The organism is Neisseria sp. 19428wB4_WF04 (assembly GCF_015235335.1).
In the GTDB taxonomy this organism is placed as follows: Bacteria; Pseudomonadota; Gammaproteobacteria; order Burkholderiales; family Neisseriaceae; genus Neisseria; species Neisseria musculi.
Genome location: NZ_JADGLG010000020.1, coordinates 23,363 through 38,954, shown reverse-complemented (window position 1 = coordinate 38,954; position 15,592 = coordinate 23,363). Strand labels below are relative to the sequence as shown.

Sequence of the window (15,592 nt, the reverse complement as noted above, 5' to 3'; positions counted from 1 at the left end):
CGGAGATGTGTATAACAGACAGATACGGGGCTTTGCCGGGCACACACCGGCGGTATGCGGCTTTGAAAGATAAAAATGCCGCAGCTTCGGTGTGTGCTGCCGAGTTTTGTGTTGATTATCGCGGCTGTGAAACAACCGGTCGCAATTATATCGAATCTGCGCCGGATAATCTTTTCAGACGGCCTGAAATTTCCAAAATCCTGCCTTTTCTGCCGCGTTTGTTGTTTATATCTTGAATACGCAGTTTTTCTTTGTGTTCGGCTCCGCGTTTGCCTGTGCTTTCAACGATAAATTCCGCTGCCGAGGTAACGGCGGTGTGTTCCAGTTCGATGCCGTCTGAAAGGCTCATCAGCTGCAGGCCGCGGCCTTTGGCCATCACTTCCAATTCGCCGATGGAAAACGCCAGCAGACGGTTGTCGCCCGAGGCCAGCAGCACTTTGCAGTCGGGGTTGGTGAGCGACACGGCAAAAACGGGCACGGGCGGCAGCGTTTTTTCCCCCGCTTTGAGCGTCATCAGCACTTTGCCTGCTTTGACGCGGCCGGTCATGTCGCCGAGTTTGGCGATAAAACCGTAGCCGCCGCTGTTGCTCAGCAGATAATATTGGTCGGGCAGGCCGGTCATCATGGCAACAACGCAGGCGCCGTTTTGCAGCTCGATAAGCGAGGCCACCGGCACGCCGTCGCCGCGCCCGCCGGGGATATCGGCGGCATCGAGGGTGTAGGTGCGCCCCAGTGAGTCGAGCACCACCACAGGCCACACGCTGCGGCCTTCCAACACTTGTTTGAGGCCGTCTCCTTCTTTGAAGGCGGTTTGGCTCAAATCGAGATTGTGGCCGGAGCGGCTGCGTATCCAGCCTTTGTTTGACAAGATGATGGTAACGGGCTCGTCTGCGGTGGTTTGGGTGAGCGTGGCGCGGCCGGCTTCTTCTACCAGCGTGCGGCGCGGGTCGCCGTACTGCTTCATATCGGCCTGCATCTCTTTGACCATCAGCTTTTTCTTTTCGTTTTCATCGGCCAAAAGGGTGTTCAGACGGCCTTCTTCTTCACGAAGCTCATTTAATTCTTTTTCGAGCTTGAAGCCCTCCAGGCGGGCGAGTTGGCGCAGGCGGATTTCGAGAATGTCTTCGGCTTGGATTTCGGTGAGCCCGAAGGCGGCCGTCAGGTCGGGCTTGGGATCATCGGATTCGCGGATAACGCGGATCACCTCATCGATGTGCAAAAATGCAATCATGCGTCCATCGAGAATGTGGATGCGTTTTTGCACTTGCCCCAAACGGAATTTCAGACGGCGTGTAACGGTTACGGTGCGGAATTCCAGCCATTCGGCCAAAATGGTTTTGAGGTTTTTTTGGGCGGGGCGGTTGTCGGTGCCCATCATCACCAGGTTTATCGACACGTTGCCCTCGAGCGAGGTTTGCGCCATCAGCGTGTTGATGAAGTTTTCAGGCTCGATGCGGCTGGATTTCGGCTCGAACACCAGCCGCACGGGTGCTTCGCTGTCGCTCTCATCGCGCACGCGCTCTAACAGCGAGAGCATCAGTGCTTTGGTGTTTTGCTGCTCCTGGGTGAGGTTTTTCTTGCCCGATTTGGGCTTGGGGTTGGTTTGCTCTTCGATTTCGGCCAGGATTTTCTGCGCGCCGGTGTTGGGCGGCAGCTCGGTAACGATGATGCGCCATTGGCCGCGCGCGAGTTTTTCGATTTCATAGCGCGCACGCACGCGCACGCTGCCTTTGCCGGTTTCGTAAATCTGCTGCAAATCGGCGGAGGAGGTAATGATTTGGCCGCCGCCGGCGAAATCGGGCGCGGGAATATACTGCATCAGCTCGGCGGTGGTGAGCGAGGGCTTTTTCAAAAGTGCCACCGCCGCCCGGGTTACTTCGGTGAGGTTGTGCGGCGGGATTTCGGTGGCCATGCCCACGGCGATGCCCGATGCACCGTTGAGCAGCACCATCGGCAGCCTGGCGGGCAGATGCACCGGCTCTTCAAATGCGCCGTCATAGTTGGGCGCAAAATCCACCGTGCCCATATTGATTTCGGCAAGCAGCAGCTCGGCAATCGGTGTGAGACGGGCTTCGGTATAGCGCATGGCCGCTGCGCCGTCGCCATCGCGCGAACCGAAGTTGCCGATGCCGTCTATCAGCGGATAGCGCAAGGTGAAATTCTGTGCCATGCGCACCATCGCATCATAGGCTGAAGCATCGCCGTGGGGGTGGTATTTGCCGAGAATCTCGCCCACCACCCGCGCCGATTTCACCGGTTTGGCGCCGTGGGTCAGGCCCATATCGCGCATGGCATAGAGAATACGCCGCTGCACCGGTTTCTGGCCGTCTGAAACTTCGGGCAGGGCGCGCCCCTTTACCACGCTCATGGCGTATTCGAGATAGGCGCGTTCGGCATATCGGCCCAGCAGCAGGCAGTCGCTGCCTGCGGAGGAGGCGGTGGAATGTTCTTCAATCATTGCGGCAGAAATACGGGTTTGGATAAAAGCATATATTGTAAAACAAATCGGGCGGCAACGCTTTATAGCCTGCCCGTTTTGAAACCACGGCGGTGCCGGTGCGCCTTGCTGCGGTTGTATTTTTGAAGCCCGCACCCTGCCGTGATGCCGCCGGGTATGTTTCAGACGGCCTTTGCGGGTTCGGCACTGCGTAAAATCTGATTTGAACCATTAGAAAAACGGGTACTCTTGGTTATAATCCTACCGGACTGACTATTCGGAACCCTGCCATGAATCCCCCGCCCCGTTTTCACTGCCGTTTGGGACAAACCGAACAAAACCGCTTGCTGGCGCGCTTGGAAAGCCATTTCGGCCAACGCATCGATACTTGGCGTTATTTGTGGCTGAACGGCATGAATTTAGGCCGTCTGAACGAAAAATGGCTGGAGCGGGTGGCGCAGGATTGGCCGGAGCGTTTCGAAGAAAAACCCGGGGGCATTTATCTTTTTGCCGACAACTGGCTTGCAATGGGCGACAACCTGCAACACATGGCGCAGGGCTGGCACCGGCTCGGCCATTTGGACGGCTGGCGCAATGAAAAGTTTGATGCCGCCGATGCCGAGGGCAATGTTTTGTTTGCACTCGAGCGCGCCGCCTTCCGCCCGCTGGGGCTGATGAGCCAGGCGGTACACATTAACGGCTTAACCGAACACGGCGGAGAATGGGTGTTTTGGATAGGCCGCCGCAGCCCCTTTAAGGCAGTCGATCCCAACAAGCTCGATAATTTGGTGGGCGGCGGCATCGCCAGCGGCGAGAGCATACGGCAGGCCATGCTGCGGGAAGCCGGTGAAGAAGCCGGGCTGGACGCAGATTTGCTGGGCGGGTTGGCGTGCCGCAGCCGCCGTTTGAGTGTGCGCCCCGTGTCGCGGGGGCTACACAACGAGCTGCTGCATATTTTCGATGTAGTGCTGCCGCCTGATGTGGTTCCCGAAAACCAAGACGGCGAAGTGGCAGAGTTCAAACGCATGGGCGTGGCCGAGCTCACTGCAGCCATGTGCGACGGCCTGCTGATGAACGATGCTATGATTGCCACACTTGATGCTTTTGCGCGTTACGGCCTGCTTGATGAAACGCACGGCCTGGCGAAATGGCTGGCCGCCACGCAGAAGGCGCGCCCTTAGCGGTTTTCAGACGGCCTGAGGTTTTTTTAAAATATTTTTGTAAACATAATTTGTAAACATAAATTGATAAAATCAAATTATCGATACCGCCATTTTCGCGCAGGCTGAAATCAAGATGTTTAATATTGTGAAGTATTGTTTTAACCGATACTGCAATATTTTTATTCGGATTCCCACCTGCGCGGGAATCATGGAAAATAAACCTCTTGTGATACTTTTTGAGTTCTGCAAAGGCTTCTATATCCCGAAAACACCGAACCGCCGTATGAAAACGGCGGTTCGGTGTTTCGGTTTTGAGTATTTGATGTAAAGGGAACGGAATCTTTCGTATATGCACACTCCGGTATCGTTAAAGATGGTTGAAGGGAATCAGCTGTTTGGTGTTTAATGGACTCGGCATTTGGGATAACTGCCAAGTGTCTTAATCTTAATATAAATAAAAACAATTATCAATAGCAAATCCAAGATTAACAGCAGATTTTAATTTAAGTTATTGATAATAAATATAATAATATAGTTTGTTCTAGGTTGGGGGTGGGGTATAGAAAACATAGGGCGGTTTCGGTTTATAAAAAATTCCGCCTGTAAATTCCCTTCATAGCCAAAATCAACCAACATATCGGCGGTAGGGTAAATTCCGTATAATTCCCAATCCCGATATTTCCATATCGGCCGTCTGAAACGTTTCAGACGGCCTTATTAAGCCGAATACAATGCCGCAAACCTACCGAACCGTACAACGGAATTTACTTGAAGCCAATAATCTTTCGCCCGGGCAGCTTGCCCGCAGTTTGGCTCTGATTGGCAGCCACCGTGTAGATTATGCCGATATCTATTGCCAGCATACCGCTTTCGAGAGCTGGCATCTTGAAGAGGGTATGGTCAAATCGGGCAGCTTTCAAATCGATCAGGGCGTGGGCGTGCGTGCCGTTTCCGGTGAAAAAACTGCGTTTGCCTATGCCGACAGCCTTAATGAGGAGTCAGTTACCCGCTCGGCGCAGGCCGTGCGGGTAATCGGTGCGGCCGGTGCCTGCAGCAGGGTGGAGGCTGCCGTGCCGAATCACGGCCTGAATGTGCACACCACGCAAAACCCGATGGCCGGCTTGGACTCTGCCGCCAAAGTCGCCCTGCTCAATCAGGTGGAAGCGTTGGCCAAAGCCGCCGATCCGCGCATCGTGCAGGTGATGGCGGGGCTCACCTGTGAATACGACCTGATTTATATCGCCCGTTTGGACGGCCGCCACGCCGCCGACATCCGCCCGATGGTGCGCCTGAACGTTACCGTGATTGCCAAACAGGGCAACCGGCGCGAGCAGGGCAGTGCAGGCGGCGGCGGACGTTACGGTTTGGACTATTTTGACGAAAACCGCGTGGCGCAATATGTAAACGCCGCCGTCAGGCAGGCGCTGACCAATCTCGAATCCCGCCCCGCACCGGCGGGCGAGATGAAAGTGGTGCTCGGCAACGGCTGGCCGGGCGTGCTGCTGCACGAAGCGGTGGGGCACGGTTTGGAAGGTGATTTCAACCGCAAACAAACCAGCGCATTTGCAGGCCGCATCGGCGCGCGGGTGGCCGCCAAAGGCGTTACCGTAGTCGATCAGGGCGATATAGCCGGCCGCCGGGGCTCGCTCAATATCGATGACGAAGGCAATGAGCCCCGCCGCACCGTGTTGATTGAAGACGGCATTCTCACAGGGTATATGCAGGACGAAACCAATGCCCGCCTGATGGGTGTGCCGGTAACCGGCAACGGCCGCCGCGAAAGCTATTCGGCAACCCCCATGCCGCGCATGACCAACACTTTTATGGAAAACGGCAGCTACGCCCCCGAGGAAATCATCGCTTCGGTTGATAAAGGCATATATGCCGTCAATTTCGGCGGCGGCCAGGTCGATATCACCAGCGGCAAATTCGTGTTCAGCGCATCCGAAGCGTGGTGGGTGGAAAACGGCAGGCTGCAATACCCCGTAAAAGGCGCCACCATTATCGGAAACGGCCCGGAAGTGCTTAAATATGTGAGCATGACCGGTAACGACAGCGTTTTAGATGCCGGTATGGGCGTATGCGGCAAAGAAGGCCAAAGCGTGCCCGTGGGCGTGGGGCAGCCAACCCTGCGCATCGACAAAGGTTTGATTGTAGGCGGCAGCAAGGTTTGAGTGTGCTGCGGCGGGGCGGGCTTTCCGCCGGCTGCAACCCTGGCTCAAAAAAGCGGCCCGGTAAACCCTGAGCCCGCAGAAGAATGGTCTGCCACGGCAGGCCCGTTTTATTGCCGGTGCGGCAATACCGCAGCCGTTATGCGCTGCCCGTTTTTTTAAACCAATTAAAACAGACGGTCGGTGAAGGGGTTTTCCGGGTAAGCCGGGGCCGTCTGAACCGTAGTGCCAATCAGGCCGGCCGCCATCTCCGGCCCGTTTTAAAGCGATTGCAGCGTTGCCCGCCGCTTTGCGGCTGTTTCCGGCAGATTCGCGGCATGTGTATTGCCTGCGGCTGACTGCTTGATATCGGATATGCGGGCCCGTTATTCAGGCCGTCTGAAAATCTGTTTCAGACGGCCTGAATATTTTTATAAAGGCTGCACGCTTGGATCAACATCTGTTTTTCCGAGGGACGGGGGAGCAGTTTTCGGGTGGCATCGGGGCGTTTTTTAAACCCTGAAAGGTTTTGTTTCAAGGTTTGACGGCGGTATAAAAAATACTCAGGCCGTCTGAAAACAAGCCGGACAGGGTGGCCGCAGGGCTTGATGTGTTTTCAGACGGCCCGGGTATTTTGCAAGGCTGCAAACCATTGAATCAAAAATCTGTTTCAGACGGCCTGAATGCTGCACCGGTTATCGGCGGAAACGTCAGAATTTATAGCTTACTTTGCCGATGATGCTGCGGCCCTGGCCGTAGTAGCAGTAATAATCGCAGCCACTGATGTATCTGCGGTTGGTGATGTTGTCGGCGTTGATTTGGGCTTCCCAGTTTTTGCCTGCCTGATAGCGGGCGAAAAGGTCGAACACGGTGGAAGAGGGCACGCGGTAGCCCGAATAGAGCGAACCGTTTTGGGTGTGGCTGCTGCCCGCATAGCGCACGCCTGCGCCCAGCGAGAGGCCGTTGAGCACACCGCTGTCGAAGCTGTATATCCCGCGCAGGGCGGCGCTGTGTTTGGGAATCAGCGGGTTGCGGATTTCGCTGCCGCTGCTGTCGGTGATGCTGCTCAAATAAGTGTAGGCAAACCGGCCGCTGATGTTGTCGGTAAGGTTGGCCTGCGCCTGGATTTCCACGCCTTTGCGCTTAATCGGGTCGGCGCTGCTGACGGTGGCACCGGTGGCGTTGGATACCAGCGCGCCTTTGTCGCGGGCTTTGAACAGGGCAACCGAAGTGCTGCCGTCCAGCCAAGACGGAATGTATTTCAGGCCGGCTTCGTATTGCTCGGTGGTGTTCGGGTCATACAGGGTTTGGTTGCCGCTCAGGCCGGTGGGCAGGCGGAACGATTCGCTGTAGGCGATGTAGGGGTTGAGGCCGAAGGGGGCGTAATACATCAGCGAGCCGGAATAGGAGGTGTGGTTGGCTTTAACCGATTGGCCGTTTTCCACTTCTTCGCTGCGGGCGCGGTCATGGCGGATGCCGGCGGTGATGCCCACACGGTTAAACAGTTTTGCGCTGTTTTGCAGATAAAAGCCGAGCTGTTTCGATTTGATGCCGGTTTCGGGCGCATTAACGGTTTGCGCCGCGCCGTAAGAAGCGGCGGGGTTGAACACATTAACGCTGGAAGCCGAGCCGAACAGGGTGTAGCGCGCATCGACTTTCTGATGGCGGTAATCCACGCCGCCGAGCAGGGTGTTTTCGATGCTGCTGTTTTTAAACTGCCAGCGCAGGCGGTTGTCGATGCTGTGGCTGCGGGCTTTGCCATCGTTAAACACCACGCCGCGCGGCACTGTGTAGCCCGATTCGCTCAGCGGCAGGGCGTTCCAGTCTGCATCGGATGCGGCGGGGTAGGCGTAGGTGCCGCGGTGGTAGTTGCTGATGTTTTGATAGCGGTAGTTTTGGCTGAAACTGATGCCTTTGCCGAAGTCGTGGCTGAACTCATAGCCGGCGGAGCGGGCAATGTTTTTCTCATCGTCTTGCGCAGGGTCGCCCAGGTTGCTGCTGCGGGCGATGGTGCCCAAGGGCGCGGCCACCAGCGTGCCGCTTTGCGGCAGAAAGTTGGAGCCGGGCGTGCCGTTGTCTTTTTGCACGCCGGCCATCAGGTTGATGCGGGTGTTTTCGCTGAAATCGTAGGCCAGCGAGGGGGCGAAATAATAGCTTTCGTTGTAGGTGCGGTTCCACTCGCCATCAGCGCGTTTGTATGAACCCACCAAACGGTAGCGCAGGCTTTGGTCGGCATTGAGCGCGCCGGTGTAGTCGGCGGCGATGCCGCGCTGGCTGTTGTTGCCAAGATGCGCTTCCACCACGCCTTCGCCCACTTGGTTTTTATGCGGCCGTTTGCTCACATAGTTAATCAGGCCGCCGGCATTGGCTGCACCGTAGGTGAGCGCATCGGCACCTTTGGTGATTTCCACCGCTTCCACGCCGAAGGGATCGATATGCGGGGTGAAAAATCCGTAGGAAACGGCCGGTGCGCCGTCAAACGACTGGCTCGCTTCGGTGCCGCGGATGCGGAACCAGTTGGTGTTGGTGTCGCTGCCGAAAGGCTGGTTGGTGAAGCCGGCCTGGTAGCGGCCGATTTCGTCCATTTTTTCCACGCCTTCTTCTTTGAGCGTTTCCGCGCTGATGCTGACCGCCGATTTGGCCTGGCGGAACGGCACGCCGCTTAATTTGTTGATGGAGCCGACCACGGTAACGGCCTGCAGCTCTGCGGTTTCGGCATTTTGGCTCTGCGCGCTGCCGTCAGCGGCAAAGCCTTGCGTATATGCCCCCAAAACGGCGGCTGCCAAGAGGCTGCGGGTAAAAATGTATTGTTTGCTTTTCATCGTGTTTGCTTTCAAATTGTTATGCGGAACCGGCCGTCTGAAAGCCCGGCAGCTCTGCAAAAAACGCCTGCGGCGTATTTCTGCACCGGGTGCTGTCTGCGCCGTATTCCTGTCTGTTGTGAAGATGCGGCAGCCCGGATATTGTTTTTCAGACGGCCGGGTAAAGCGGATTATAGGCTGTTTTCGGCATATTTTGTTTTATGATGTGTATAAAAAGAAATAATATGACCACATTTCCTTATTTTTGTTTCCTGCTTAATATAAGTTTTTATTATTGTTTATATTGACGATATTGGAAAACGTTTTTGAGCCACAGCGGCAATCAGGCCGTCTGAAAAACCTGCCCTGTGCCGTCTGCGTGAGCATGCGGCCGCCCGCATCATTTTGCTTCGGAGGGGTGCGGCGGTTTGCGGGTTCAAACGTGGTTTGCCGCGTTAAACAGGGTATAACCCCGTTCGGGGGAGATTGGGGAGCCGTGAAAATAGGTGATTTCCAGTTCGATGTTGTCAAAATAGAAACTGCCCTCGATAAGCGGCGCGTCTTTTTCTTCATCCAGAGTAAACGAAGCGGCAGAGCGCATTAATTCATGTTTTATCTGCCGGTAGCTGGTGTCGGTTAAAGAATCGTGGCAGCAATGGCCAATCAGAAGGGTAACGGGATCGTTTGGGTTCGTCCCGTTGAAGCGGCGGCTTACGCCGCCGTGCAGCAGAATATTGCCGAAGCGGACGGGGCAGGCAAACGTTGCGGTTTGATACGGATCATTGTCGAACTGCAAATGAGGGTTACGGGCGAGCTCTGCACAGGTAACGCCCAACGGACAAACTGTTTTTGCGGTGCTTGAATTTCAAACCCGAGCGCGTAATCGTTATGCCCGCTTAAAAGGGCGTAGTTGGTCGGCTGTTTTTTCCGCCACAGCACCAGTTTGACCGGTTTTTTATCGTTGAGGCAGGCAAAAAATGCGTTGTCGTCCAAGCCGGAGCGTTGGGAAAGCGCCGATACACCCGGCAAAGCCCCCTGCGGCGTGATGGATAAAGATATCTTCGTTCCGGCACACATAAAGGGGCATCTGATGATGGCTGCGGTGGAGATAAATATATTTGCAGCGTATCCAGATCGAAACGCCGGCTGCCGTTGTCTGTTTCCCAAATAACCGTACTGCCTTCCAGACGGATGGTGTGCGTTGTGGCGTGATGGCGCAAACCGGCACACCTGCCCGCAAAGCGCATGCCGGACAGGGTTTGAATGAATGAACATATTTTATTCAGCATCATGAGTCCGAATCAGAGAGGATGGATTTTGAGAGAGGATAATGCAGTTTTGCACCGGCGGGCAAAGGGCGTGTCAGGCAGCCGGGCGGTGTTGTTTTCAGACGGCACTGCGGGCGCAATGGGGCAGCGCAGGCGTACGGCTTGCCTGCATCGGTATCGGCGGCGGCAGCCCCGGGCAGCCAAAGCAGACGGCTTGCACGCGGCGGCAAGCCTCCCCGCGCCGAATCCCGCGGGCAGGTGCGCACAGGCGCAAGGCGGCAGATAATGCGGCAGGCTTCGGTGCTTCCGAGTTGGCAGGTGGGCGTAAATCGGTTCAGACGGCCTTGCTATGCAAGGGTTTGCGCACAGAAAAACCAAAAAAACAAGCCTGCAAAATCAGTTGCGGCAAGGTTATAATCGGCAGCCTGTTTTGGGTTGTTGATAAGGAATCCGTTATGCATTGGCTGTTTCTGGCGCTGGCCATCGTGAGCGAAGTGTTCGGCTCCACCATGCTCAAACTCAGCAGCGGTTTCAGCAGGCTGTGGCCGTCTCTCGGCGTGGTGCTGGGCTTTGGGCTGGCATTTTATTTTCTTTCCCTTGCCTTAAAAACCATGCCGCTGGGCACCGCCTATGCCGTGTGGGCGGGTGTGGGGCTGGTGTTGACGGCGGCGGTGGGCATATTCTTTTTCGGTCAAAAAGCAGATGCGGCCGGCGTGTTCGGCATCGGCCTGATTCTGGCGGGCGTGGTGGTGCTGAACCTGTTTTCCAAAATGGGCGGCCATTGAAGGCGGGATAAGGTATCGGGTTTGAAAGGCCGTCTGAAAACATTTTCAGACGGCCTTTGAATGATTCAGACGGCCTCGGGCGGGTTTGGCCGGTGCGGCCGTCTGAAAAAAACTCTGCCGCACGGGTTGGGGACGGGAAAAAAGCTCCGCCGGCAAACGGCAGCCTTTGGAGGCTTCTTAACAGAATCAAGCAGACGCAATGCTTTTAGCTCCGCAGAAACTTGTTTCCTTTCGGAAACGGCGTTTTCAGACGGCCTTTGCGTGTTTCAGACGGCCGCAAGGTATTTTGAAAAGTTTCGGCAGGTGCGGTTGCTACAGCTTTCTCACCAGCACCATAAAATACGCGCCGCCAATCAGCGTGGCCGTCAGCCCGGCTGGGATTTCGTAGGGAAAGGCAAGCTGCCGCCCCAGCCAGTCGGCTAACGCCATCATCAGCGCGCCCAGCAGCGCGCCATAGAGCAACTGCTGTTTGGGCAGCCGCGCGCCGAGCATGGCGGCCAGGTGCGGCGCGAGCAGGCCGGCGAAGCTCAGCGGGCCGACCGTCAGCGTGGCGGCGGCGGTGAGCAGTGCGCTCAGCAGAATCAGCACCAGCCGCGCGCGTTTCACGTTTACCCCGGCCGACTGCGCCACCACGCTGTCCAAACTCAAGAGCGCGAGCCATTTGGAGAGCGGCAGCACCGCAACCGGCAGAAGGCAGGCCAGCGCGGCCACCGCAAGCGAGAGCAGCGGCGTAGTGTGGTAGGTGGAGCCGGAAAGCCAGATTAAGAGTTGCTGGGTGCGGTAGTCGCCCATTGCCGACCAGGTGCGGATGGCGGCATCGCTCAAGGCCGCCAGCGCCATGCCGGTGAGCAGCACTTTCTCGGGCTGCAGGCCGTTTTTGCGGTTGAGCCACATCATCAAACCCAGCGCCAGCAGGGCAGCCGCGCCGCCGGCGAACCAAAACAGCGCGCTGCCCGAGGTGGTGCCGAATATCATCACCGCCGTCATCGCCCCCAAAGCGGTGGCGGAGCTGATGCCCAGCAGCTCGGGGCTGGCCATCGGGTTTTGCGTCAAACGCTGCAGCAACACGCCCACCGTGGCCAGCATTATGCCGCAGCCGGCCGCAAGCAGCAGGCGCGGATAGCGCAATGCCCACACGGCGGGGTCGGTGTCGATGTGCCAGCCGTTTGCGCCGTTGCCCGCCAACAGCGCGAGTGCGGCCGCCGGCAGCAGCAGCCAGGGCGAATAACGCAGCCACGGCGAAGCGCGCAGCGGGGCGGTTTTGCCGCCCGAGGCCGTTTGAAAAGCAGGGCGGGCGGGCATGCGCGCCATCAGCCACAATAATAGCGGTGCGCCGATTAAGGCGGCCAGCGCGCCGGCGGGCAGGGCGATGCCGTAGTAGTGTTCCAGCAGCACCAGCGCGTTGTCGGTGGCCAGCAGCATCAGGCCGCCCGCCGCAAACGATGCCCACAGGCGCGCCGGCAGCGTGCGCACGCCCGCCTGCCGCACCGCAGCGGCCGCCGCCAGCCCCACAAAGCCCATCATGCCCACCATGCCCACCACGGTGGCGCACACAAACGCCGCCAAAGCCAACGCGGCAGTGCGCACGGCTTTCACGGGCACGCCTAGCGCGGCGGCCTGATCATCGCTCAAACTCATGATGTTTAAGGGTTTCAGCAGCAAGGATAAAGCCGCAGCGGCCGCTGCCAGCCGCCACAGCAGGCCGAGGCTGTCGTGCCAGCTGTCCTGCACCAGCGATCCGCTGCCCCACTGCATCACCGCGCGCGCTTCTTCGCTGTAAAACAGCGTGATGATGCCGCTCACCGAGCCGAGATAGAGGCTCACCACCAAGCCGGCCAACACCACCGTAACCGGCATCATTTCTCGCCGTGCCGACAAGGCCAGCACCGCCGAGAGCGCGGCGGCCGCGCCGGCAAAGGCCACGGCAAACGTGCCGTGCAGCAATAAGGCCGGGAAAAACACGCCGGCGGCCAACAAGGCCAGTTGCGCGCCGCCCGCCACCGCCAGCGTGCTGTCGGCCGCCAGCGGATTGCGCAGCACCTGCTGCATCAGCATGGCGGCGGCCGCCAAACCGCCGCCCGCCAACAAAGCCATCGCCATGCGCGGCAGGGTGTTTTGCTGCACCGCCAGCGCGCCGAGCGGCAGCGTGTCGGGCGCGGCAAACAGCAGCGGCCACGGCCAAACCCATTGCAGCTTGAGAATCCATAAGCCCGACACCAACGCTAAAGCGGCCAATGCCGCCATCAGTGCCCGAGCAGGCCGTCTGAAAAAATCTGTTTGCTTTAACATAATGCTTCCTGTTCAGACGGCCGAACCTGTTGCGGCTTGAGAACCCGTAAGCCCGATACCCACGCTAAAGCGGCCGATACCGCTATCAACGCCAGCGCAGGCCGTCTGAAAAAATCTGTTGCCTTACCATGATGCTTCCTGTTCAGACGGCAGCGCGTGCGCCAATTGCTGCGCAAAATGCTGCATAGACGGCAGCGCGCCGTAGCTCCATGAGGGGGGCAAAACGCGGCGGTTGGCAGGCTGTGCAAACGGAAGCCGCTGCCACAGCGCGCTTTTTTCCAAGCCCGGGCGCACATTGGCCGGGTGCGGTTTCACCACCAGCAGCAGCGTGCCGGGCGGCAGTTCGGCCAGTTTGACCAAGGTGATATTGGCAAAACCCCAGCCGTTGGATTCGCCCTGCCAGGCATTTTTCAAGGCCAGTTTGTCGAGCACTGCCTGATACATCGAGGTGCGCCCGTAGATGCGCAGGTGGCGGGCATCGACAAACTGCACCACCGCCAGCGGGCGGTTGCGGTAGGGCGCGAGCGTTTGCTTAAGTTGCGCCAGCCGCCGTTCGGTGTCGGCAATCAGCCGCTCGGCGGCAGCCGTGGCGTTCACCAGCCTGCCGAGTGCGCGGGTGGCGGCCACGGTGCGGGCATATTGTGTGCCTTCGGCGGCGGCGAAGTCGATTTCGTAAACGGGTGCGATGGCGGCAAACTGCGGTTTCAAATGGGCAAACCATGAAGACTGCACAAACATATCGGGTTTAATCTGCCGCAGCCGCTCGAGATTGGGCTGGAAGCGCAGCCCCGAATCTAAGGTTTGCGCGGGCAGCGCAGGATAATTAACCCAGTTGCCGTAGGCGCGTTTGTCGCCCACCGCCAGCGGCGGCAGTTTCATGGCGGTTAAGGTTTCGGCGGCCGACCAGTCGGCAGTGGCCACGCGCGGTGCGGGGGCAGCAAGGGCGGCTGTGCAAAGTACCGGTAAAACCGCTGCAGCCAAACCGCGCACACGGCAGAGGCCGTCTGAAAAACGGCAGGCAGCAAATATTGCCGGGGCCGTTTGAAAAAAACATTTCATTATCTTATCCCGTTAAGATTGATAGCGTTAAAGTTGCCGAAGGCCGCCGAAAACTGCCGCGGCCTGCCTGGGGCGGTTTTTTTCCATTTCCAATCGTTGCCGCCGGCGGGATTTTTCGTTGTACCCGCCGCTGCGGGCGCGGCGGGCGTTTGTTTGCGTTTGGAATCTTAGGCACTGTTTGAAGCCTTAAACACCACACCGTTTGCAGCCTTGAGCGGCCGGTGCAGCGGGGCTTTTTAAAGCATGGCTTTTTTTCAGACGGCCTGATAGGCCGAGGCTGCCCGAGGCCGTCTGAAGAAAATGCTGCGCCTGTTTGACTCTGTTCAACACATTACCAACGGCTGCCTACTGACTTGCGGGCGTTCCGCACGCGGCGGCGGGCTGTCGGCGGTGGTCGCGCGCGGCGCGGGGGCAGCAAGGGCGGCTGTGCAAAGTACCGGTAAAATTGCTGCCGCCAAACCGCGCACACGGCAGAGGCCGTCTGAAAAACAGCGGGCGGAAAACAGCAGGCGGCAAATATTGCCGAGGCCGTCTGAAAACGCCGTTTCCGAAAGGAAACCAGTTTCTGCGGAGCTGAAAAGCATTTTTTATATTTGATTTTGTTAAACAAACTCCTAACGGCTGCCGTTTGGCCGGCGGGCGGTTTTTCTCTATTTCCAATCGTTGCCGCCGGCAGGCGTGGGCTTTTGTTGTATCCGCTGCGGCGGCGGGCGGCGAATGTTTGTTTTTTTGGCTGCGCCGCTATGGCTTGATGCGGCGGCACAGGCGGTTGCGTGCGGGCGTTTTCCGAAGCCGCCCCGCTTACGGCAGGGCTACCGGCCGGCCGCTGTGCGGATGGGCGATGATGTTCATTTCAACGCTGTAAATTTCTTTCAGCACGGCGGCAGTCATGATTTCAGACGGCTGCCCCTGTTTGAGCAGCCGCCCCTGTTTCAGCGCAATCAGTTCATCACAATATTGCGCTGCCAGGTTGATGTCGTGAATCACGATAATGATGCCCAGATTCAGGCGGCGAGAAAGGCTGTGTACCAACGCCATCACTTCGATTTGGTGGGCGATGTCCAACGCCGCCAGTGGCTCGTCAAGCAGTAAAAAACGGCTTTGCTGCGCCAAACACATCGCCAGCCAGATGCGCGAACGCTCGCCGCCCGAGAGAGTATCGACAATCTGATCGGCAAAGCGTTGGGTGTGGGTGAGCGCAAATGCTTCTTCCACTGCGGCTTGGTCGTCTGCGCTGCGCCCCAGCAGGCCGCTCCAGGCATAACGCCCCATGGCCACCAGCTCCCGTGCGGTCAGCGAGGTGGCGGTGGGAAGGTGTTGCGGCAGATAAGCCGTTTGCCGAGCGTATTCGCGTGCGGAATAGGCATCGATGGGGCGGTTGTCAAGCAGCAGGCTGCCTTCAGAGGGCTTAATCTGGCGGGTGAGCAGTTTCAATAAGGTGGATTTGCCCGAGCCGTTATGGCCGATAAGGCCGTATACGCGGTTGGGTTGGAATTGCAGATTGATATTGTGCAGCAGCGTGCGTTGGGGCAGGGCGAAAGAAAGATGGTTGAGTCGGAACATGAAGTCGGGGCAGGTTTTTTTATTGAAACGGATGGTGCGGCGGGCGGTGCGGGCGCAGGTTGCGGCTTACGGGCGCG

12 protein-coding genes are annotated in these 15,592 nt (G+C 58.0%); 4 read left to right on the top strand and 8 right to left on the bottom strand.

The window, feature by feature from the left end; genetic code table 11:
- Positions 1-145 precede the first annotated feature (145 nt).
- Complete coding sequence (parC, locus tag IR141_RS06265) at positions 146-2,458, bottom strand: DNA topoisomerase IV subunit A (protein WP_135034826.1); 2,313 nt, start codon at positions 2,456-2,458, stop codon at positions 146-148.
- A 269-nt stretch (positions 2,459-2,727) separates the two neighbouring features.
- Between parC and IR141_RS06260 the strand changes: the two genes are divergently transcribed.
- Both IR141_RS06260 and tldD read left to right on the top strand, forming a co-directional pair.
- Positions 2,728-3,618, top strand: coding sequence for an NUDIX domain-containing protein (locus IR141_RS06260; protein WP_135034824.1), 891 nt, complete (start codon positions 2,728-2,730; stop codon positions 3,616-3,618).
- 713 nt (positions 3,619-4,331) lie between these two features.
- On the top strand, positions 4,332-5,774 hold the full coding sequence (gene tldD / locus IR141_RS06255) for a metalloprotease TldD (protein ID WP_135034822.1): 1,443 nt from the start codon (positions 4,332-4,334) through the stop codon (positions 5,772-5,774).
- A 686-nt stretch (positions 5,775-6,460) separates the two neighbouring features.
- Here tldD and IR141_RS06250 read toward each other — a convergent pair.
- Positions 6,461-8,572 (bottom strand): TonB-dependent siderophore receptor, encoded by a 2,112-nt coding sequence (locus tag IR141_RS06250; protein WP_135034820.1) that lies wholly within the window; start codon positions 8,570-8,572, stop codon positions 6,461-6,463.
- 415 nt (positions 8,573-8,987) lie between these two features.
- A complete protein-coding gene (locus IR141_RS06245) occupies positions 8,988-9,386 on the bottom strand; it encodes a hypothetical protein (RefSeq protein WP_135034818.1) in 399 nt (132 codons plus the stop codon).
- Positions 9,387-9,494: 108 nt separating this feature from the next.
- Here IR141_RS06245 and IR141_RS06240 point away from each other — a divergent pair, with 108 nt between their 5' ends.
- Together IR141_RS06240 and IR141_RS06235 are read left to right on the top strand one after the other, a co-directional pair.
- Positions 9,495-9,722 carry a hypothetical protein gene (locus IR141_RS06240; RefSeq protein ID WP_135034816.1) on the top strand — a complete coding sequence of 76 codons (228 nt, stop codon included), beginning with the start codon at positions 9,495-9,497 and terminating at the stop codon, positions 9,720-9,722.
- A 552-nt stretch (positions 9,723-10,274) separates the two neighbouring features.
- Positions 10,275-10,604, top strand: a complete 330-nt coding sequence (locus tag IR141_RS06235; protein ID WP_135034814.1) for a multidrug efflux SMR transporter — start codon at positions 10,275-10,277, stop codon at positions 10,602-10,604.
- Between the two features lie 312 nt (positions 10,605-10,916).
- Here IR141_RS06235 and fhuB read toward each other — a convergent pair whose 3' ends face one another.
- The 5 genes from fhuB to IR141_RS06210 form a co-directional block, all read right to left on the bottom strand.
- Entirely contained in the window at positions 10,917-12,893 is a 1,977-nt protein-coding gene (gene fhuB / locus IR141_RS06230; protein ID WP_135034812.1) for a Fe(3+)-hydroxamate ABC transporter permease FhuB, read from the bottom strand.
- A 123-nt stretch (positions 12,894-13,016) separates the two neighbouring features.
- Positions 13,017-13,952, bottom strand: a complete 936-nt coding sequence (locus IR141_RS06225; RefSeq protein ID WP_135034810.1) for an ABC transporter substrate-binding protein — start codon at positions 13,950-13,952, stop codon at positions 13,017-13,019.
- Positions 13,953-14,138: 186 nt separating this feature from the next.
- The gene (locus IR141_RS06220; RefSeq protein WP_167743070.1) at positions 14,139-14,279 is read right to left on the bottom strand and encodes a hypothetical protein; all 141 of its coding nucleotides are present in this window, start codon (positions 14,277-14,279) and stop codon (positions 14,139-14,141) included.
- Positions 14,276-14,536 (bottom strand): hypothetical protein, encoded by a 261-nt coding sequence (locus tag IR141_RS06215; protein ID WP_135034808.1) that lies wholly within the window; start codon positions 14,534-14,536, stop codon positions 14,276-14,278. The genes IR141_RS06220 and IR141_RS06215 overlap by 4 nt, the downstream gene beginning before the upstream one ends.
- A 217-nt stretch (positions 14,537-14,753) precedes the next feature.
- On the bottom strand, positions 14,754-15,515 hold the full coding sequence (locus tag IR141_RS06210; protein WP_135034806.1) for an ABC transporter ATP-binding protein: 762 nt from the start codon (positions 15,513-15,515) through the stop codon (positions 14,754-14,756).
- Positions 15,516-15,592: the final 77 nt, after the last annotated feature.